The 19512-nt window shown below is 75.2% G+C and carries 16 protein-coding genes, 3 tRNA genes and 1 pseudogene; 12 read left to right on the top strand and 8 right to left on the bottom strand.

Going from position 1 to position 19512, the window contains the following annotated elements:
* Window positions 1-126: 126 nt before the first annotated feature.
* Entirely contained in the window at window positions 127-555 is a 429-nt protein-coding gene (locus tag SJ20_RS04115) for a hypothetical protein (protein WP_036315952.1), read from the bottom strand.
* Between the two features lie 131 nt (window positions 556-686).
* On the opposite strand from SJ20_RS04115, the gene SJ20_RS04110 reads away from it, so the two are divergent.
* Window positions 687-763 (top strand) — tRNA-Pro (locus SJ20_RS04110).
* A 54-nt stretch (window positions 764-817) separates the two neighbouring features.
* Here SJ20_RS04110 and SJ20_RS04105 read toward each other — a convergent pair.
* The 5 genes from SJ20_RS04105 to SJ20_RS04085 form a co-directional block, all read right to left on the bottom strand.
* Window positions 818-1180 (bottom strand): GNAT family N-acetyltransferase, encoded by a 363-nt coding sequence (locus SJ20_RS04105; protein ID WP_041103106.1) that lies wholly within the window; start codon window positions 1178-1180, stop codon window positions 818-820.
* Window positions 1181-1238: 58 nt separating this feature from the next.
* Complete coding sequence (locus tag SJ20_RS04100; RefSeq protein ID WP_044659033.1) at window positions 1239-1736, bottom strand: carboxymuconolactone decarboxylase family protein; 498 nt, start codon at window positions 1734-1736, stop codon at window positions 1239-1241.
* A gap of 92 nt (window positions 1737-1828) precedes the next feature.
* Window positions 1829-3388, bottom strand: coding sequence for a DUF5129 domain-containing protein (locus SJ20_RS04095; RefSeq protein WP_036337389.1), 1560 nt, complete (start codon window positions 3386-3388; stop codon window positions 1829-1831).
* A gap of 62 nt (window positions 3389-3450) precedes the next feature.
* Complete coding sequence (locus SJ20_RS04090) at window positions 3451-4194, bottom strand: NADPH-dependent F420 reductase (RefSeq protein ID WP_036337390.1); 744 nt, start codon at window positions 4192-4194, stop codon at window positions 3451-3453.
* The gene (locus SJ20_RS04085; protein WP_036337392.1) at window positions 4181-5083 is read right to left on the bottom strand and encodes a fumarylacetoacetate hydrolase family protein; all 903 of its coding nucleotides are present in this window, start codon (window positions 5081-5083) and stop codon (window positions 4181-4183) included. Before SJ20_RS04085 ends, SJ20_RS04090 begins: the two co-directional genes overlap by 14 nt.
* A 65-nt stretch (window positions 5084-5148) precedes the next feature.
* Here SJ20_RS04085 and SJ20_RS04080 point away from each other — a divergent pair, with 65 nt between their 5' ends.
* The 4 genes from SJ20_RS04080 (at window position 5149) to treZ (ending at window position 11239) form a co-directional block, all read left to right on the top strand.
* On the top strand, window positions 5149-6192 hold the full coding sequence (locus SJ20_RS04080; RefSeq protein WP_041103097.1) for an aldo/keto reductase: 1044 nt from the start codon (window positions 5149-5151) through the stop codon (window positions 6190-6192).
* 36 nt (window positions 6193-6228) lie between these two features.
* Window positions 6229-6714 (top strand): hypothetical protein, encoded by a 486-nt coding sequence (locus SJ20_RS04075; RefSeq protein ID WP_041103096.1) that lies wholly within the window; start codon window positions 6229-6231, stop codon window positions 6712-6714.
* 62 nt (window positions 6715-6776) lie between these two features.
* On the top strand, window positions 6777-9251 hold the full coding sequence (gene treY, locus SJ20_RS04070) for a malto-oligosyltrehalose synthase (protein WP_041103095.1): 2475 nt from the start codon (window positions 6777-6779) through the stop codon (window positions 9249-9251).
* Window positions 9248-11239 carry a malto-oligosyltrehalose trehalohydrolase gene (gene treZ / locus SJ20_RS04065; RefSeq protein ID WP_044659032.1) on the top strand — a complete coding sequence of 664 codons (1992 nt, stop codon included), beginning with the start codon at window positions 9248-9250 and terminating at the stop codon, window positions 11237-11239. Before treY ends, treZ begins: the two co-directional genes overlap by 4 nt.
* A gap of 13 nt (window positions 11240-11252) precedes the next feature.
* Here treZ and SJ20_RS04060 read toward each other — a convergent pair whose 3' ends face one another.
* On the bottom strand, window positions 11253-12554 hold the full coding sequence (locus tag SJ20_RS04060; protein ID WP_052833430.1) for a DUF4032 domain-containing protein: 1302 nt from the start codon (window positions 12552-12554) through the stop codon (window positions 11253-11255).
* Between the two features lie 107 nt (window positions 12555-12661).
* Here SJ20_RS04060 and SJ20_RS04055 point away from each other — a divergent pair, with 107 nt between their 5' ends.
* From SJ20_RS04055 to SJ20_RS04035, 5 genes are all read left to right on the top strand, one after another.
* Window positions 12662-13534 carry a thioredoxin domain-containing protein gene (locus tag SJ20_RS04055; RefSeq protein WP_044659031.1) on the top strand — a complete coding sequence of 291 codons (873 nt, stop codon included), beginning with the start codon at window positions 12662-12664 and terminating at the stop codon, window positions 13532-13534.
* A gap of 110 nt (window positions 13535-13644) precedes the next feature.
* Window positions 13645-13721: transfer RNA gene (locus SJ20_RS04050), tRNA-Thr, on the top strand.
* 275 nt (window positions 13722-13996) lie between these two features.
* The gene (locus SJ20_RS04045) at window positions 13997-15448 is read left to right on the top strand and encodes a S8 family peptidase (RefSeq protein WP_044659035.1); all 1452 of its coding nucleotides are present in this window, start codon (window positions 13997-13999) and stop codon (window positions 15446-15448) included.
* 200 nt (window positions 15449-15648) lie between these two features.
* Window positions 15649-15722: transfer RNA gene (locus SJ20_RS04040), tRNA-Val, on the top strand.
* A 166-nt stretch (window positions 15723-15888) separates the two neighbouring features.
* A complete protein-coding gene (locus SJ20_RS04035; RefSeq protein ID WP_044659030.1) occupies window positions 15889-17799 on the top strand; it encodes a threonine/serine exporter ThrE family protein in 1911 nt (636 codons plus the stop codon).
* Window positions 17800-17812: 13 nt separating this feature from the next.
* Here SJ20_RS04035 and SJ20_RS04030 read toward each other — a convergent pair whose 3' ends face one another.
* A complete protein-coding gene (locus tag SJ20_RS04030) occupies window positions 17813-18490 on the bottom strand; it encodes a uracil-DNA glycosylase (RefSeq protein ID WP_044659029.1) in 678 nt (225 codons plus the stop codon).
* Window positions 18491-18526: 36 nt separating this feature from the next.
* On the opposite strand from SJ20_RS04030, the gene SJ20_RS04025 reads away from it, so the two are divergent.
* Both SJ20_RS04025 and SJ20_RS04020 read left to right on the top strand, forming a co-directional pair.
* The gene (locus tag SJ20_RS04025) at window positions 18527-18871 is read left to right on the top strand and encodes a DUF3263 domain-containing protein (RefSeq protein WP_152743975.1); all 345 of its coding nucleotides are present in this window, start codon (window positions 18527-18529) and stop codon (window positions 18869-18871) included.
* A 3-nt stretch (window positions 18872-18874) separates the two neighbouring features.
* Window positions 18875-19512 (top strand): annotated as a pseudogene (locus SJ20_RS04020) (LytR family transcriptional regulator); the annotation flags it as partial.

Here is a 19512-nt window from a genome sequence, read left to right as displayed (position 1 = left end):
TTCTTTGAGGGAGGGCCTCGCACTGTTGGTGCGAGGCCCTTCCCGCATTCCCGGGAGGATTCACCGGGCGGCCCTGTGCGATGAGCACGGGGCTTTCTGCGTTCCGGGTGCATTCACCCGCGGCGCTCAGAGCTCCTCGCCGGCCCGCAGTCGTGCCGTGAGCGCGCGGGTGAGTCGGCGGCGCAGCCGGCCGTGCTCCGTGCCCTGCTCCCGAAGGCGCGCGTGCACGGCGTCGGCATGGGCCGGCTTCTCCGAGTCGGGGAGTGCGAGGAAGTCCCGCAGCAGCGGCTCCAAGCGCCCGGTGAGGGCGAGCACGAGCTCCTGGGTCTCCACGGGCCGTGTGCGCTGCAGGCGAGTCCAGGCCGGCGCGTACTCGGCGGCGTGCTCGACCATCTCCCACGCGAGGGCCCAGCTGTCCGGGCGCAGTCGGTGCCGCTCCGCGCGCAACAGCTGTCGCAGGGCGGCCACGGCCTCCTCGAGCTCGGCGGCGGCCGGGGCGCCGTCGTCGTCGGGGGAGGGGCTCGCGGAGGAACGCGGGAACGGCCACCAGCTCATGCCGGCCTCTCTCGGATTCGCGGGGTGCGCAGAGGTCTCACGCGTGAGATTCTGCCCCGCCTCTCGGTTTGGCGGCACCCGGTGTGGCTGGTATAGTCGCTCTCTGTTGGATTCAGGTCTGAGACCTCCAACGGGGTGTGGCGCAGCTTGGTAGCGCGCGTCGTTCGGGACGACGAGGCCGCAGGTTCAAATCCTGTCACCCCGACCAGAAGGAGCCCCCGCCGGATCGGCGGGGGCTCTTCTCGTCTCCGGGTGCGGTGCGTCAGCCCTGGCGGGACGCCAGGAACTGCAGATGCTCGGGGCGCGCCGGGTCCACTTCGCCGGCCACGTCGTCGTGTTCGTCCACCCAGTCCTTCACGTACGGGCACACGGGGACGATCCGGCGGCCCGCGGCCACGGTGTCCTTCAGCGCCTCGCGCACGAGCGTCGAGGCCAGGCCCCGGCCCTCGTACTGGTGGTCGACCTTGGTGTGCGGGAAGATCCGCTGGGCCGGGCCATCGGCGGTGTCGTAGTCGATCGCCACCGTGAAGCCGGCCACCGTGCCCGCGTCGTCGACGACGATCTCGTACCTCTCCGCGTTCTTGCGGACCTGCGGGTGCTCCAGGCTGGGGGTCTGCTCGGTCATGGTCGGTCCTCTCGTTCCTGGGTGGACCCCGCCGCCGGGCCGGCGACGGGGAAGGGGGTCAGTCGTCCCGGCGCCGCACGGGGTGATGGGACAGGATCGAGATGCGGTTCGTCAGGTTCATCACCATCGCGACCCACTGCACGGCCGCGTACTGGGCGTCCGTGAGCACGGCGGCCGTGGAGGCCTGCACGTAGTTCAGCTGCTCCTGCTCGGGGAGGTCCGTGACCGCCTCGGCGAGCTCGAGCGTGGCGCGTTCCTGCTCCGAGTACACGGCCCCGGCCTCACGCCACGCCGGCAGCAGTCCCAGGCGCTGCACGCTCAGACCGGCGTCGGCGCCCTGGCGGGTGTGCCGGTCCAGGCAGAACCCGCAGCCGTTGAGCTGGGAGACCCGGAGGTTCACGAGCTCCACGAGCTGCCGGTCCAGCCCGGCCTGCTCGGCGGCGGCGCGCGCCGCCGAGGCCAGCGGCCCGACCGCGTGCCATGCCTCGGGCACGGCCTTGTCGAGGAAGAACGCGAGGGGGTCCTGGCGGGGTGCGGGGGTGTCAGCGGCGGTCATGATCCTTCAATGTCTCGCAGAACGGGGCGGTGGGCCAGGGACCGGGTGCCCGGCCCGGACGAGCTTCCGGCTCAGATCCGGCCCCGATCGGCTCAGAATCGGCCGGACGAGCCCGCCCCGGAGAACGAGCCGCCCGAGGATCCGTAGCCGGTCCCGGAGGAGCTGGACTGCGCCTGGCGGTGGTCCTGGACGGACCGCTCGCCGGCCTGGTGGCCCGTGGTGAAGGCCACCACCGTCCAGTAGGCATCCGCCGGCAGTGCGGAGTCCAGGATCGAGCCGCGCGCGGACCGGGCCGGGCCACGGTGCGAGCGCAGCTCGTCGCGCAGCAGCTCACGCTCGGCCTCGTCCTTGCCGAACGCCGCCACCTCGGCGTCGGCGAGGGCGGAGACGAGCCCGGTCAGGCGACGCCGCAGCGCGTCCAGCTCGTCCAACGCCGCGGCCGGGGTCAGGCGGTCGTCCTGCAGGTCCGCACCCAGCGCCTCGAGCCGGTCCTGGGCCTCGGTGCGGAAGGACTCCAGCGCCGCGACGGCGGACCGGACGGCTCCGGCGGAGCCGACGGAGGAGGCCAGCGTGCCGACGGCGTCCAGGTCGGCCCGCAGCGGGGCGGTCTGCTGGTCCCACGCCGCCGGCCACCCCGGGTGGCGGTTGAGGAAGGTGTTCGCCGCGGCCACGGCGTCGTCGAGGCGGTCGAGCTCACGGGCGCGGTCCCGGACGTCCTCCGCGGCCCGGGTATGCTCCGTGCGATGCAGGCTGCGCTCCGGCAGGGCCTCGAGGCGGTCCAGCTCCGCCGACGCGTCGAGCGCCTGGCGCCGGAAGTTGCGGAAGCGCTCCATCAGCGCGGCCGCGTGGGGCGAGTCCTCGGGCACCGTGGACGCGTTCACCTCGGTGGCGTCCATCTCCAGGGTCACGGAGGTCAGGTGGGTGCGGGCCTCGGCCAGCAGGTCGGCCGTCCGGCGGCGGCGACGCCGTCGGCTCGCGAGTGCCGCGGCCGCGGCGCCGCCGCCCGCCACACCGACGATCCCCGCGCCGAACCACAGCTCGGGAGCCTGCCACCAGGGGCGTCCGATCAGCTCGGCGGCGGCGTCCGTCACATCCACGACCGTGTCCGTCCACCGGGCCGCACGGGCCGCCTCGTGTCCGGCCTCGCGCACCTCCCGCAGCCGGTCCGTGCTGAGCATCCGGTCCTCGCCCACGTACACCCCGATCAACCGGTTGTCCGGGTCGAGCGCCACGATCACGAGGTCGTCGGCCCATTTCTGGCCGTCCGCGCTGATCCAGTCCGGGTGCTCGGCGCGAGCCCGCTCGAGCACCCGCCCGTTGAACGCCTGAGACGCGCGGTCGTCGTCCAGCGCGGACAGGTCCGGGCCGCGCTCGGTGACCACGGCGACGCGGGTCGGCTCCCGGAACTCGATCCCCGCCAGGTCTCGGCGCAGCTGGGCGGGGTCGATCACGCCCGCGTCATCCACGAGCTCCACCTGGTCCCAGGCCACGGCGTGGGCCTGCGGCGCGGCGGCGACGACGGCGCCCGTCACCCCCGCCGTGACCGGCAGGGCGACGACGGTGGCGGACGCCGCCGGTCCGGTGAGGGCGGCGGCGGACAGGGCGACCGCGGTGAGCGTGCGGCGGGCGATGCGGTGCGTCGGACGGGTCACGGGGGCCTCCTGGACGGGTCGGCGGTCCCGCCCAGCGTAGGCACCGCGGCCGGTGGCGCGCCTCAGCCGGTGGGCGCGTCGGCGAGCAGCGCGGCGAGCCGGCCGGCGTCGTGCGCGGTGCCGAACCCCGCCGCCCCCGGCTCGAGGACCCCGGCCCGGTCGAGGCCCGTGTAGGGGACCGCGTCGAAGCCCATCGCGGTGACGAGGGCGACCACCGTGTCGCGCGCGGCGGCGACCGCGGCCGGGTCGGCCGCCGCGTCGGTCGGCTCGGTGCCCACCGCGAGGGCGCGGCGCGGGGCCGTGGCGCGCCCGGCGTCCTCCAGGTCGTGGTGCGAGATCTCCGAGAACGCACGCACGACGGGCACGCGCAGTCCCGCGGCGGCCCAGCGCGCGGCGATCCGGACGGAGCCGGGCGAGCCGTCGTCGTCGTCGAGCCACGCCGGGACGGGCTCGCCCGGCCACGTGTTGGTCAGGTCCACCACGGCGCGCGTGGCCGGCCCGGCGAGGGCGAGCGGGTCGACGTCGTCGAGCGCCTCGCGCGGCACGGCCACGACGACGAGCTCCGCCTCCGCCGCCAGGTCCTCGGCCGACACGGCGACGGCCTCGGGCGCGTAGATCGTCAGGTGACGCTGGACCGCCGCGGGGCGCCGCGTGCCCGCGACCATCACCCGCGGGGCGGCCATGCCCGGGGAGAGGCGGGGGATGCGCGCGATCGCCCGTGCCAGCGCGGTGCCCGCCCGCCCCGCACCGAGGATGCCGACGACGCGGGGCAGGGCGTCCGCCGGCGCCGCCTCAGACGAGCTCATTGCGCTGGCGTCCCAGCCCGGTGATCTCCACCTCGACGACGTCGTCGGGACGCAGCCACGGGCGGCGGCCCTCGGCGTCCCGGCGGGCCAGGGCGACCCCCGCGGGCGTGCCGGTCAGGATCAGGTCGCCCGGGTTCAGGGTGATCAGCTGCGAGGCGTAGGAGACCAGCTCGGCGGGGGAGAAGACGACGTCGGTGACCCGGTCCTCCTGACGCAGCTCGCCGTTGACGTGCGTGAGGACGCGCGCGTCCGCCGGGAACTCGTCCGGGGTGACCAGCCACGGACCCACGGGCGTCGAGGCCTCCCACACCTTGCCCTGCAGCCACTCGGAGGTGCGGCCCTGGAAGCCGCGCATGGAGATGTCGTTGGCCACCGCGTAGCCCGCGATGTGCTCCGGGGCGTCCTCGACGGCGATGCGTCGGCCCGGCTCCCCGACCACGATGCACAGCTCGCCCTCGTAGTCGACCCGGTGGTCCTCCTCGGGGACCTCGATCGGGTCCAGCGCGCCCGTGAGCGACTGCGGGAACTTCGCGAACAGGGTCGGATGCTCCGGGCGCTCCAGGCCCGTCTCGTCGATGTGGTTCGTGTAGTTCAGGCCCACGCAGAACACCTTGGTGGGGAAGGGGACGAGCGTGTCGTAGACGAGGCCGGAGGTGTCCAGCAGGAGGGACCGGTCGGCCTGCGCCGCGCGGAGGGCGCCCTCCACCATCTCCCGCTGCTCCTCCGGCGTGGCGGTGAGGTACTCGCCGACGTCGCGACAGTCCGGCAGGGCGACGGCGCGCACGGCGACCTCGGGGTCCTCGGGGTGCACGGAGGTGATGACCGCGGCGAACGTGGCGCCGGGGTAGGCGGCGTCGGAGTCGGGCTGGCGGAACGTGGCGAGCTTCATGGACCCATCCCATCACAGGGCGGCGGGTCCGGACCCGGGGCGGGCGGACGTGAGACGGTGAGGCCATGAGCACAGCCCCCACGCATCCGCCGCTCGACCTCGACCCGACCCCGGCCACCCCGATCGTGCTCGGGACCATGGCCTGGGGGTCCGTTCCCCCGCCGCCCCCGGACGCCGATCCGGGGGCGGGGCCGGAGGGGCCCGCGGGCGCAGCGCAGGCCGAGGCGGCCGTGGAGCGTGCCCGCCGCGCCCTGCGCGCCGGGATCGAGGCCGGCGTCGACCTGCTGGACACCGCGGACATCTACGGGGCCGGCCGCTCCGAGGAGACCGTCGGCCGGCTGCTGCACGAGCTGCCCTACGAGGAGCGCTCCGCCCTGAAGGTGCAGACCAAGTGCGGGATCGTCCTGCACGAGACGGACCCGGCGGGGCGGCGCCTGACCCGCTACGACTCCTCGCCCGAGCACGTGCGCGCCTCGCTGGAGGGCTCGCTGGCCCGCCTCGGCGAGCAGCGCGTGGACACCCTGATCATCCACCGGCCCGACGTCCTCACGCCCGTGGCCGACACCGTGCGCGCCTTCCTCGACGCGCGAGAGGCGGGCCTGGTCGGCAAGCTGGGCGTCTCCAACCTCGGCGTGGGCCGCGTCCTCGAGTTCCAGCGCGAGCTCGAGAGCCAGGCGGCGGACGGGACCGGGCTGGCGTGCGTCCAGGTCGAGCTCGGCCTGCACCATCGCACCCTCATGGAGGCGGTCGTGCTCGCCAACCACCCGGACGCCCCCGCGGACGCCGACGCTGGGCGCCTCGGCCCGGTGTGCGCGGCCGAGGGGATCGAGCTGCAGGCCTGGGGTCCGCTGGGGCAGGGTCGGTTCAGCTCCGGCGACGACGGCGCGGCCGGCGCCGTCGGCGAGGTCGCAGCGGAGCTGGGCGGCAGCCGGGAGGCCGTGGTGCTCGCCTGGCTGCTGCGCCTGCCGTGGGACGTGCGGCCCGTGATCGGCACCCAGGACCCGGAACGCGTCGCCGCGTGCGCCGAGGCGGCCGCCGCGGCCGAGGCGATGGACTCCGCGCAGTGGCACCGCCTGTGGACCGCGGCACGCGGCGCCGGCCTGCCCTGAGCAACCCGCAGACGTGAGGGATGTCACACTGGGGGCATGACCTTCGAGCCCGTCAACCTCTTCACCCCCTGGCTCGCCTACTGGGCGGCCGCCCTCGCGCTCGTCGTCGGCGGCATCCTGCTGGCCGCCGGGATCTGGCGTGAGCGCCGACACCGCCGGCACGCTGACGCGCACGGACGCAACACCGAGGTGGACGTCCTGGACAACACCCGGCTGCAGCGCCGGGTGGGGGCCGTGGTGCTGGCGGTCGCGGCCGTGCTGGCCGGCGTGGGTGTGTGGACGCACCTGGCGGGGCTGGACACGCTGCGTCAGAACCTGACGGCCAAGTACGGCTACACCTCGATCGAGCGCATCCGCCAGTCCGGCACGGGGTTCATCATCGACCTCACCCAGCCGGACGGAACCGTCCTGCGGGACGAGATGGTCCTGGTCGACCCCTCGGGCGAGCCCTTCGTCGGCGAGGACATCTTCCACAACCCGCCGGAGAAGTACGAGGACCTGCCGCTGCGTCCGGCCCCGTGACCGCGCCCGCCGCCGTCCGCCGGGCCTGATGCCGCGTCGGGGGCCTCTGTTAGCGTCGCCGCGTGAGCACCTCGACCGTCCGTTCCGCCCCCGCGTCCACCTACCGGCTCCAGGTCAGCCCGGATCTGCCGCTGGAGTCCGTGGCCGGGCTCGTGCCCTATCTGCGGCGCCTGGGCGTGGACTGGCTCTACCTCTCGCCGCTGCTCGAGGCCGAGCCCGGCTCCGACCACGGGTACGACGTCGTGGACCCCACGCGGCTGGACGCCGCCCGCGGCGGGGCCGAGGGACTGGACGCGGTCGCGCGCGCCGCGCACGAGGCGGGCATGGGCGTGCTCGTCGACATCGTGCCGAACCACGTGGGCGTGGCCACGCCCCAGGCCAATCCGGCGTGGTGGGACGTGCTCACCCACGGTCCCGAGGCGGCGCATGCGGCGTGGTTCGACGTGGACTGGGCGGCCGGCGGCGGGTCTCTACTCATCCCCGTCCTGGGGGACGGTCCTGACGGGGACGCGGACGCGGAGCTGAACCGTCTCGTCGTCGACGAGGGTCGCCTGCGCTACTGGGACAACGTCTACCCCCTCGCCCCCGGATCGCTCGAGGCGGCCGAGGCGGAGACCGGGCTACGCGCCGCGGAGGTCTTCGCGGAGGCGGACCCGGCGAGTGAGCCGACCGCGGAGCAGGCCCGCTTGGCCCGCGCCGTGCACGAGCGCCAGCACTACCGGCTGGTCGGCTGGCGCCGCGGCGACGCCGAGCTGAACTACCGCCGCTTCTTCACCGTCACCACGCTCGCGGGCGTCCGGGTGGACGAGCCCGAGGTCTTCGACGCCGTCCACGCCGAACCCGCCCGCTGGGTCCGCGAAGGGCTCGTGGACGGGCTGCGCGTGGACCACCCGGACGGCCTGGCGGACCCGGCCGGCTACGCGCGGCGCCTGCGCTCCCACGTCCTGCCGGAGGGCTACCTCGTGGTGGAGAAGATCCTCGAGCCCGGCGAGGCGCTGCCCGCGGACTGGCCCGTGGACGGGACCACCGGCTACGACGCGCTCGGCGAGGTCGAACGCGTCTTCATGCACCCCGAGGCCGCGGGCGATGCGGCCGAGGACGCGCGCCGTCGTCGGGAGTGGGACGAGGCCGTGGTGCGGGCCAAGCACGACGTGGCCACCGGCTCCCTCGCGGCCGAGACCGCCCGGCTGGTCCGGGAGGTCCGCGCCGTGCACGCCCTCGGTGCCCACCCGGACGAGGACGTGGCCGCCGCGTTCGCCGCCGTGCTCGCCCGCCTGCCCGTGTACCGCACCTATCTGCCCGTGGGCCTGGCCGTGCTCGAGGGCGCGCTGGCGGACGCGGCCGCGGCGGAGCCGGGCCTCGCCGACGTGCTCGGCGACCTGCGGCCCGAGCTGACCGACCCGGACTCGCCCGTGGCCCGCCGGTTCCAGCAGACCTCCGGCATGGTGATGGCCAAGGGCGTCGAGGACCGGTCCTTCTACCGGTACACCCGGTGGGCCAATCTGAACGAGGTCGGCGGAGACCCCTCCCACGTCGCCCTGTCCCTGGCCGACTTCCACTCCGCCCAGCAGGCGCGCCAGGCCGCCTGGCCGACGGCCATGACCACCCTGAGCACCCACGACACCAAGCGCGGCGAGGACGTGCGCGCCCGCATCGCCGTGCTCGCCGAGGAGCCCGACCGCTGGGCCGCCGAGCTCGCCGAGCTGAGGCGTCTCCACCCGCTCGGCCACCCCGACGCCGAGCGGCTGCTCTGGGAGTCCATCGTGGGCGTCTGGCCCACGGACGGCACCGCACCGGAGGAGGAGCGGATCCTCGGGTTCCTGCAGAAGGCCTCCCGCGAGGCGGCCCTGGCCACCAGCTGGACGGAGCAGGACCCCGAGTTCGAGGCCCGGCTCGCCGCGCTCGCCGCCGCCGTCACCTCCCCCGAGGGGCCTGCGCGGGGCGTGCTGCAGGCCGTCGCGGACCGCCTCGCCGAGCCCGGCCTGGTGGTCCAGCTCGGCCACAAGCTCGTCCAGCTCGCCGCCCCCGGCGTCCCTGACGTCTACCAGGGCACGGAGGTGCCCTTCCCCACCCTCGTGGACCCCGACAACCGCCGCCCCGTGGACTTCGCCGCCCGGGCCGACCTGCTGGACCGCCTCGACGCCGGCCACACGCCGGGCCTCGACGACCCCGCCGCCGCCAAGCTGGCCGTCGTCGCGGCGGTGCTGCGCGCCCGCCGCGACCGGCCCGAGCTGTTCACCGGCCACCGCCCGCTCGACGTCTCCGGCCCCGCCGCCGAGCACGCGATCGCGTTCGACCGGGGCGGGGCGCTCGCCGTGGCCACCCGCTGGCCCGTCCGCCTCGCGGCCGCCGGTGGCTGGGGCGAGACCGTCGTGACCGTGCCGGCCGGGCGGTGGGAGGACGCCGTCACCGGCCACCCCGTCCACCCGGACGCGCGCGGCGCCGTGCGCCTCGACGAACTGCTCAGCACCCTGCCCGTCGCGCTGCTCGTCCCGGCGCACGCCCCGTCCGACCGCCGAGAGAGGACCGCCCCGTGACCGAGCCCCGCCCGGCCGACGCCCCCGCCCCGGGCCTGCACCCGATCGGCTCCGACCCCGTGGACCCCGCCGCGGACGAGCGGGCCGCCGTCGAGGCCGCGCGCGCCGTCCCCTATGCCGTGTGGGCGCCGCACGCCGAGAGCGTCGAGCTCGTCCTCGTCGACACCGAGCCCGGCGCCCTGCGCTACGCCGAGGACCGCTGGCCCGTCGCCGCCGTCGTGGCCATGGACCCCGCCGCCGGAGGCTGGTGGACGCCCACGGAGGACCCGCTGGCCGCCCTCGGCCTCGACGCCGCGCAACCGCCGGCCGACCCCGGCTACGGCTACCGCGTGGACGGGGCGGACCCCGTGCCGGACCCCCGCTCCCGCCGCCAGCCCGACACGGTCCACGGGCCCTCCCGCCGCGACGTCGCCGGCCGCTCCGTCGCGTGGCCGGACGAGGGCTGGGCCGGGCCGCCCGGGGTGGAGTCCGATCCGACCGTGCTCCAGGGCGGCGGCCTGCGCGGCGCCGTCCTGTACGAGCTGCACGTGGGCACCTTCACGGCCGAGGGGACCCTCGATGCCGCCATCGCCCGCCTGCCGCACCTGACGGACCTCGGGGTCACCCACGTCGAGCTGTTGCCCGTGAACTCCTTCTCCGGCCCGCGGAACTGGGGCTACGACGGGGTGGCGTGGTTCGCCGTCGACGAGTCCTACGGCGGCCCCGCCGCCTACCGTCGCTTCGTGGCCGCCGCCCACGCCGCCGGCCTCGGCGTGGTCCAGGACGTCGTGCACAACCACCTGGGCCCCTCCGGCAACTACCTGCCGGTGTTCGGGCCGTATCTGGGCCCGGGCGGCACCGGCTGGGGCGACGGCCTGAACCTGGACGGCGCCGACTCGGACGAGGTGCGCCGGTTCGTCCTGGACAACGTCCGCTTCTGGCTCGAGGAGATGCGTGTGGACGGGCTGCGCCTCGACGCGGTGCACGCCCTGCGGGACACCCGCGCCGTGCACCTGCTCGAGGAGATGGCCGCGCTCGCGGACGGGATCGCGGCCCGTGCCGGCCGACCCGTGCCCCTCCTGGCCGAGTCCGACCTCAACGACCCGCGTCTGGTGCTGCCCCGCCAGGCCGGCGGGCTCGGCCTCGCGGCGGCCTGGAACGACGACGTCCACCACGCCCTGCACGTGGCCGCGACGGGGGAGACCCACGGCTACTACGCGGACTTCGCCCCGCTGGAGGCGGTGGCCAAGGTCATGGAGCGCACCTACTTCCACGACGGCACCCGTTCCACCTTCCGCGGCCGCGATCACGGGCGCGCCGTGCCGGACGCCGTCCCGAACCATGCGTGGGTGGCCAGCATCCAGAACCATGACCAGGTGGGCAACCGTGCCGGCGGCGACCGCACCGCTGCCGCCCTGTCCGAGGGTGCGCTCGCGGCCGAGGCCGCCCTGCTGCTGACCGGCCCGCACGTGCCGATGCTCTTCATGGGGGAGGAGTTCGCGGCCTCGACGCCGTGGCCGTTCTTCACCTCGTTCCGCGAGCCCGAGCTCGGGGACGCCGTCCGGCAGGGACGACGCCGCGAGTTCGCCGCCCATGGCTGGGACCCGGCCGACGTCCCCGACCCGCAGGACCCCGCGACGCGGGACGCGGCGGTGCTGGACTGGGCGGAGGCCGCGGGCGGCACGGACGGCCAGGGCCGCGGGGTGCGCGTGCTCGCCGCCTACCGCACCCTGATCGGCCTGCGCCGCACGCTGCCCCAGCTCACCGACCCTCGCCGCGACCGCGTCCGGGCCGAGGTGGACGCGGCCCGGCGCCACGTGCGCCTCACCCGCGCCGGCGAGGACGCCGACGTCGTCCTGCTCGTCGCCCTCGGCGCGGAGCCGCTTCCCGTGCCCGCGGACCTGACGCGGGCGGAGCTGCTCGCCGGCCACGGCGACCACGGCCCGCTCGGCCCCGGCACGGTGCCGGCGGCGGTCCCGGCCCCCGGCTTCCTGCTCCTGCGCCGCTGAGCCGCGTCCGGCGTCAGTCCGCGTCCGCAGGCGGGACGGCGCGCAGCATGGTGGTCGTGGGGTGCAGTGCCACCGCGTCCTCGTCGCGGCGGGCCCGCAGCACCGTGTCCACGTAGGAGTCCACCGCCTCCTGCAGGGGCACGGCCTGGCCGCGGGCCTCGGAGAGGTACCAGCGGTGCTCGAGGAGCTGGTGCATCACCTCGGCGGGCTCGAGCTTGGCTCGCAGCTCAAGGGGCACCGAGCGGACCACGGGGTCGAACACCTCCACCACCCAGCGGTGCGCCGCAGCCTCGATGTCCATGTACGGGTCCCACTCCCGGCGGGCGGCCTCGATGTCCACGAGCAGCCGCCGGGCCTGGTTCTCCTGGACCTCGAGTCCCGTGAGGCGGGTCAGCCGACGGCGGTGGTAGCCCGCGTGGATCTCGACGGGCCGGGCGATCATCATCCCGGGGGCGTCGGCGGCGCGCAGTGAGTACTCGGCCAGCTCGAACCCGAGCTCCTGCAGGCGGCGGACGCGGCGGTCCAGGCGCCACGGCTCGGCGCGGGGGAACAGCAGAGGCTCGGTCAGCTCGTCCCACAGCCGTCGGTAGGACGCCACGAGCAGGTCCGGCGTGGTGACGGGGTCCACCTCCGGGTCCAGCAGCCCGCTGGCCTGCAGGTCCAGCAGCTCACCGCCCACGTTCACGGCGGCCACGTCCAGGTCGTGCTCGCGCTGGCCGGTGGACAGCCGCTCCCGCAGCTCGCCGGTCTCGGCGTCCACCAGGTGAGCGGCGAACCCGCCCGCGTCCCGCCGGAACAGGACGTTGGACAGGGAGACGTCACCCCAGAAGAACCCCTCGAGGTGCAGCTCCACGAGCAGGGTCGCCAGCGCGTCCATGAGCCGCACGAGGGTGCGGCGCTCGAGGCGCTCCGAGAACACGGCGCGGTACGGCAGGGAGAAGCGCAGGTGCCGGGTCACGAGGGCGGCGGGCAGGGGCGTGCCGTCGTCCTCCGTGCGTCCGGTGACCACGGCCACCGGCACCACCGACGGCGCCGGGCTCCGCTCGAGCCGGCGCAGCAGCCGGTACTCGTGGAACGCGAGTTCTTCAGTGGTCTCCTTCACCGCCACGATGCCCCCGCCCATCCGGGCGAAGCGCACCACGTGACGGGAGATGCCCCGCGGCAGGGCCGCCAGCACCTCACGCGGCCACGTCTCGAGGGGGAGCGCCCAGGGCAGGGCGAGCAGAGACGTCGCCGGGTCCTCGGTCGCGTCCCCCGACGGGGCGCCCGTGATGGTCAGTCGATCGACGGGGGAGGGGGTCTCGGCGGTGTCCATGGTCACGATCCTTTCAGACAGGGCCGCTATGCTCGCCTGGCGCGGCGCGCCCGCTGCCCGCCGGCTCCGGTGCTCGACCCGGACCGACTGCCCCACGAGGAGGACCCTTGGCCCGGAACACGTCAGGCTCGCACACCTCGGCGACGGACGCTCGTGCGCGTGCCCGCCAGATCCAGGAGGAGCAGCGCAGGAAGGACAGTCGCCGCCGCACCGGCGTCATCTGGGGCTCGGTCCTCGCGGTGGTGCTCGTGATCGGCCTCGTCGTCGCGTTCGTGCTCAACCGCAACGGCGACGACGCCGCCACCGCCGGCCCCATCCCCGCCGTGGCGAACGAGCAGGGCGGCATCGAGTTGACCTCGGCCACGGACCTGGCGGAGGGCGCGGGAGAACGCGAGGTCGACCCCTCGAAGATCGAGGTGCCGAAGCAGGCCGCGAGCTCCCAGCCCGAGACCCTGCCGAACACCGAGGCCCGTGGTGACGGTGAGCCGACGCGGATCGTGCTCTACGAGGACTTCAACTGCGTGCACTGCGCGGACTTCGAGTCCACCAACGGGGACCAGATCGAGCAGTGGCTCGAGCAGGGCGAGGTCACGGTCGAGTACCGGATGGTGGACTACCTGAGCGCCCCGAACAACCAGAACTACTCGGCCCGCGCCGCCAACGCCGCGTACTGTGTGGCGGACCAGAAGCCCGAGGCCTACAACGGCTTCGTATCCGCCCTGTTCGCCGCCTACGACGAGCACCAGGGCAAGGGCCTGGACAACGCGGCGCTCACGCAGCTCGCGCAGGAGCACGGCGCGGACATCGCCTCCTGCGTCGAGGACGGCACGTTCCGCTCCGCGGTCGAGTACACCACCCGCCAGGCGCGCGCCGCCGGCGTGGCCGGCACCCCCACCGTGTTCGTGGACGGGAAGAACTGGGCGCTCGACGGCGAGGACAAGACCTTCATCGAATGGGCGGGCGCCAAGATCGCCGGCTGACCCGGCGCCGAGGTCCGCGGGGCGTCCCCACGCGGGGACGCCCCGCGTCGTCCGCCCGGGCCTTGTACGCTGGGAGGGTCGGCCGCGGCGCCCCCGGGCGCCGGCCGCAGGCCTCCTTAGCTCAGCTGGCCAGAGCAGCTGCCTTGTAAACAGCAGGTCGCCGGTTCGAATCCGGCAGGGGGCTCCACCCCACCGCGGGCCCGACGGCGCCGCGCACCTCCGCCGGGAGGGCGCGGCGCCGTCGTCGTGTCCGGCGCGGGCCGACGCTGGGGTGCCGCTGTGCGCGCCCCGACCATCCGCCCGGCTTGGCTGGCGGATCCGCCAGAGATGCCTCGACCATCCGCCAGACTTCGGCCCGCGGCCTCGTCGTGACGGAATCGTGACCTTACCGTGATCCCAGTCACCCCGGCCCGAGCCCCTCGGGCACCCGCATCCGGTGGCCCAGAACTCCGAGGAGATCCCGTGCAGTCCTCCCCACCCCGCAGCACCCGCCGCCGCATCGGCGCCCTCGTGGCCGGCGCCGTCCTCGCCGGCGGGACCCTGACCTCGTCCCCCGCGCTCGCGGCCCCCTCCGGCGACGCCCCCGCCGCACCGGCAGCCACCCCGACCGCCGCCTCGCCCCTGGCGGCGGCGCAGGTCGAGGACCCGAACGCCGACGGCTACGACTCCTTCATCGTCACCTACAAGGAGACCGCCGCCACCGCCCACGCGAAGGGCCGAGCCAACGCCTGGGGCAAGGCCGCGAAGGAGGCCGGCGTCTCCGTGAAGGAGCTGCGTGAGACCGCGCTCGGCTCCCGCGTGATCAAGGCGGACCGCAAGCTGGACCAGGCCGAGTCCGCGAAGTTCATGGCCGACCTGAAGGCCTCCGGGGCGGTCGAGGCCGTGGAGCCGGACGCCATCCTCACCGCCACCGGCCTGAGTCCCGTGGACGCCCTCTACTCGCAGCAGTGGGGCTTCACCGGCACCCACGGCATGCGGGTCCCCGGTGCGTGGGACCGCACGACGGGCTCCGGTGTGACCGTGGCCGTCATCGACACCGGCATCACCTCCCACCCGGACCTCGACCGCAACGTCGTGCCCGGCTACGACTTCATCTCCGACGGCCGGGCGGCGCGCGACGGCGGGGGCCGCGACTCCAACCCGCGCGACGAGGGCGACTGGTACGCCGCCGGCGAGTGCGGCACCGCCGGTGCCTCCGACTCCTCGTGGCACGGCACCCACGTGGCGGGCACCGTCGCGGCCGTGGCCGACTCCCAGGGTGTCGTCGGCGTGGCCCCGAACGCGAAGATCCAGCCCATCCGCGTGCTCGGCAAGTGCGGCGGTTCGCTGTCCGACATCGCCGACGCGGTCGTGTGGGCCGCCGGCGGCACCGTGGCGGGCGTGCCGGCCAACCCGAACCCGGCGGACGTCATCAACATGTCCCTCGGCGGCTCCGGCATGTGCGGCACCACCTACCAGAACGCGATCAACGCGGCCGTCTCCCGCGGCGTGCCCGTCGTCGTGGCGGCGGGCAACGAGAACCAGCCCGCCGCCAACGTGCGCCCGGCCAACTGCCGGAACACCATCGTGGTGGCCGCCTCCACCTCGCAGGGAGCCCGCGCTTCGTTCTCGAACTACGGCTCCGTCGTGGACGTGACCGCCCCGGGCGCGAACATCATCTCGACCGTGAACAACGGCGCCACCACCCCGACGACGGCCGGCCACGCCGCCTACAACGGCACCTCGATGGCCACCCCGCACGTCGCGGGCCTGGCCGCCCTGCTGCTGGCCGAGCAGCCGAGCCTCACCCCGGCCCAGGTCGAGTCCACCCTCACGTCCACGGCCCGGTCCATGCCGGTGACCTGCTACGCAGGCTGCGGCGCCGGTCTGGCGGACGCCACCAGGGCGGTCTCCTCCCTCGGCGGCAGCTCCTGACCGGGGCCCGCTCCGGGCGCCGGGGCCTCGTTGGTCGCCCAGGGCGGTTTCGAGCCCGGCGCCACGCTGACCGACGCCTGACGTGCTCGTCGGCTCTCGACGGCCGCTCCGCCGTGCGCGGGGCGGCCGTCGCCCGGGTGGACAGGCGACGCCGCCTGAGGTATCGTTCTTCGAGTTGTCACCCCGATGGGGCGACGCCCGGATCTTTAGCTCAGTTGGTTAGAGCGTTCGCTTCACACGCGAGAGGTCGCTGGTTCGAGTCCAGTAAGATCCACCGCAGCAGGGCCCTCCTCCGGGAGGGCCCTTTCGCATCCCCGGGCCGCGGTGCCGAAGGCCCCGGCGGGGGAGGTGTCGGCGTGGTTGGATGGACGCGTCGGCGGGGCTCGGCCCACCGCCGTGGCGCGTCCAGCGCCCGCATACGGAAGGAGAGGGTGAGCCGCATGGAGCAGGAGGGCACCCAGGAGCCGGCGCGGTTCGACCCCCGCATCGCGGAGCCCCCGGCCGTCCCCACGCTCATCCCCGTGCTGCGCCCGGCCGGCGCCGAGGACGCCGCCGCTGTCGGCGACCTCGCGATCGACCCGGAGGACCCCGGCCTGCTCGACCTCGACCCGGCGGAGTCGGCCCACCCGGCCGCGGCCGCGGTCGCCGTCGAGCCGACGGAGCCGCTGCCGCCCGTGGTCCGCCCCGCCGCCGCCGATCCGGAGCCGGAGCCGGAGGAGCCGGCAGAGCCGGAGGCGGAGACGCTGCCGGAACCGGCCGCGGACGCGCCCCTGACCGAGCCGCCGCTGTCCGAGCAGGTGCCCACCTCCGTCCTGGCCCCCGCGGACGCCGACGGCGCCCTGCCCGCTCCGGACGTGATCCCCGCGCCGGACATCACCGTCCCGGACCCGGTGGTCCCCGTGGGCCCGCCCGAGAAGCGCGGGCGTCGGCGGGGCCGGCGCTCCCGTGAGGTCTTCGTCGAGAACCTGCCGACGCAGGCGCTCGTGCTGGCCGACCGCCTGCACTCCTCGCCGTATGGGCGCCGCATGCGCTCCACGCTGCAGCAGCGTCGCGCGGAGGCGCAGGCCCTCGAGGCCCGCACCACCCTGGACTTCGCGCTCAAGCTGGGCGAGACGATGTTCAGCTTCGGCGCGGCCTCGCTGGACGTGGAGACCTCGATCATCGTGGCCACGCAGGCCTACGGGATCCTCGAGACCGAGGTGGACCTGACCAACCAGTCCATCTCCCTGAACTACGCGCCCGACTCCTCACGCGGCGAGGCCCCGTTCACCCTCCAGCGGGTGGTCCGCTCGTCCTCGGTGAACTTCGAGGGGCTCGTGGCCGTCCACCGGCTCGTCGAGGAGATCGCCGCGGGCGAGGTGGACCGGGCCGAGGCCCAGCGCCGGCTCGTGGAGATCCGGCATCAGCCCAAGCCGTTCCCCGCCGTCTTCGAGGTCCTCTTCTCCGGCGTGTTCGTGGCCTGCTTCGTGCCGTTCATCGGCGGGACCTGGACGGGCGCGGCCCTGGGCATGGTCTCCACCTGGCTGGTCTTCTGGCTCAAGGTCCAGGCGGACAAGGCGCGCTTCCCGGAGATCTTCTCCACGATGTTCGGGGCGATCACGGCCACGGTGATCGCGCTGATGGCCCACGCCCTCGACCTGCCGGTCAACCCGGCGCTGGTGATCGCCGGCGGCATCATGATGCTCCTGCCCACGGCGAGGTTCGTCACCGCGGTGCAGGACGCCATCCACGGCTTCCCGGTGACCGCCGCGGGCCGCTTCCTCTCCGCGCTGCTCGTGTTCGCCGGCGTGATGGCCGGGATCATGATCGCCGTGGGCATCGGGGATCTCCTGGGATTCGAACAGCTGGACCTGGCCGAGGCGGGGACGCTGAGCTATCCGCCGCTGCTGCTGCTGGGCCTCGTGATGGCCGCGGGCATGGCGGACGCGGTGGTGGAGCAGTCGCGGTGGCCGCAGATCCTGGCCTGCGGTCTCGTGTCCGGGGCCGGCTTCGGCGCGTACCTGGCCGCGCAGCAGGTCGGGGTCAGCGACCGGCTGGTGCCCGCGGTCGCCGCGGCGGCGGTCGGGTTCCTCGGCCGCCTGGTGGCCCAGCGGCTCGCAGCCCCGGCGCTCGTGATCGTCCTGCCGTCCATGCTGTTCCTGCTTCCCGGACTCACCATGTTCCGGTCCGTCTACGGGTTCACCGTGGAGACCGGGGCCACGCTGCTGGGCGTCGAGGGACTGTTCAACGCCGCGGTCATCGTCGTGGCGATCGCGGCCGGCGTCGCCTTCGGCAACACCCTGGCCAAGCCGATCACCGACCGGATGGGCACGCTGCTGCCCACCGAGCTCGTGATGCACCAGCGCGGCTGACCGGCGGCCCGGCTCAGTCGGGCAGGCGCCAGTCCACCGGGGCCGCGCCGGCCGCCTCGAGGAGCCGGTTCACCCGGCTGAACGGCCGGGAGCCGAAGAACCCGCGGTGGGCGCTCAGGGGCGAGGGATGCGGGGACTCCACGACGCCGGCCCCCGCCGCCGTCAGCAGCGGCGCCATGCGCCGCGCGTCGGCTCCCCACAGCAGCCCCACGAGCGGGGTGCCGCGCGCGCAGAGGGCCCGCACCGCGGCCTCCGTGATCTGCTCCCAGCCGAGGCCGCGGTGGCTGCCGGGTGCGCCGGCCCGCACGCTGAGGGCGCGGTTCAGCAGCAGCACGCCCTGGTCCGTCCACGCGGAGAGGTCGCCGTGGGCGGGCGGGGCGATGCCGAGGTCGTCGTGCAGCTCCCGGTGGATGTTGGCCAGGGAGCGGGGCAGCGGCCGCACGTGGCGGTCCACCGCGAAGCTCAGGCCGATCGGATGGCCCGGCGTCGGGTAGGGGTCCTGGCCCAGCACGACGACGCGGACGTCCGCGAACGGCTGACGGAACGCCCGCAGGATGTGCTCCGGCGCCGGCAGCACCTGCTCTCCGGCCGCCCGGCGGGCCCGCAGCCGCTCGCCGACCTGCTCGAACGCGGCGGCCTGCGGGGCGAGGGCCGCCTCCCAGCCCGGATCCAGGGGCGCGATGAACTCCATGCCCCGAGGGTAGACCGGGTGGGTACAGTGGCCGCCATGTCCCACCCCACGCCCGTCTCGCCCGATCCGGCCCCGGACGAGGGTGCCCGCGCGCGGGCGCGACGGGACGAGCTGACGGACCTGGAGCGTGCGGTCCTGGACCTGGAGGCCGCCACCTGGCGGTACGGCGGGGCCAAGGACCACGCCGTCCGAGAGCGTCTGGGGCTGCCTCCGACCGCCTATTATCAGGTGTTGAACGGATTGCTGGACCGTGAGGCCGCCCTGGCCTACCGACCCCTGCTGGTCACGCGGCTGCTGCGCAAGCGCGGCACCCGCAGCCGGGCCCGGAGGGGACCCGCGGATCCGGCGCCGTCCACGCCCGCTTCCCGCCAGGAGAACTGACCCATGGCCTACCAGCCCGACCGCTTCGACGAGGTCCCCGAGTACACGGACCAGCGCGGCGCGCACCGCGAGTCCTTCGCCGCTGCCGGCGCGACCGCCGCGGGCGGGGGTCGCCGCCTGAGCCCGCTGCTCTGGGTGGCCGGCCTCGTCCTGCTCGCCGGCCTGTTCGTGGGCGTCGTCCTGCCGTGGCTCACCGGCGACCGCTCCGAGCCCGTCGCCGCCGAGAGCTCGACGACGGCCCCGGCGGTCGAGCCGTCGACGTCGGCGTCGTCCGAGTCCTCCTCGGCGTCCTCCGCGTCGGCGTCGACTGCATCCGCGACCGAGTCCGCCACCCCGTCCGAGGACACGGCGGAGGCGTCCCGTTCCGCGGCTGCGGCCGCGGCTGAGTCCTCGCGGGTGGCGCAGGAGGCGGCCGCCGCAGAGGCCGCCGAGTCGTCCCAGGCTGCCGCGTCGTCCCGGGCCGCCGCGGAGGCACAGGCGGCGGAGGCCTCGCGTTCCGAGGCCGCCGCGCAGTCCGCAGAGGCGTCCCGGTCGGCGGCGGCCGTCCAGGCGGCGGAGTCCTCGCGCGCCGCCGCGTCCCGTTCGGCCGCCGCGGCGGAGGCCTCGCGCTCGCAGTCCGCGGCCGCGTCGAGCTCTCGTGC

Origin of the sequence: Micrococcus sp. MS-ASIII-49 (assembly GCF_000946635.1) — a bacterium.
In the GTDB taxonomy this organism is placed as follows: domain Bacteria; phylum Actinomycetota; class Actinomycetes; order Actinomycetales; family Micrococcaceae; genus Micrococcus; species Micrococcus luteus.
This window is presented reverse-complemented; position numbering and strand designations above follow the sequence as displayed.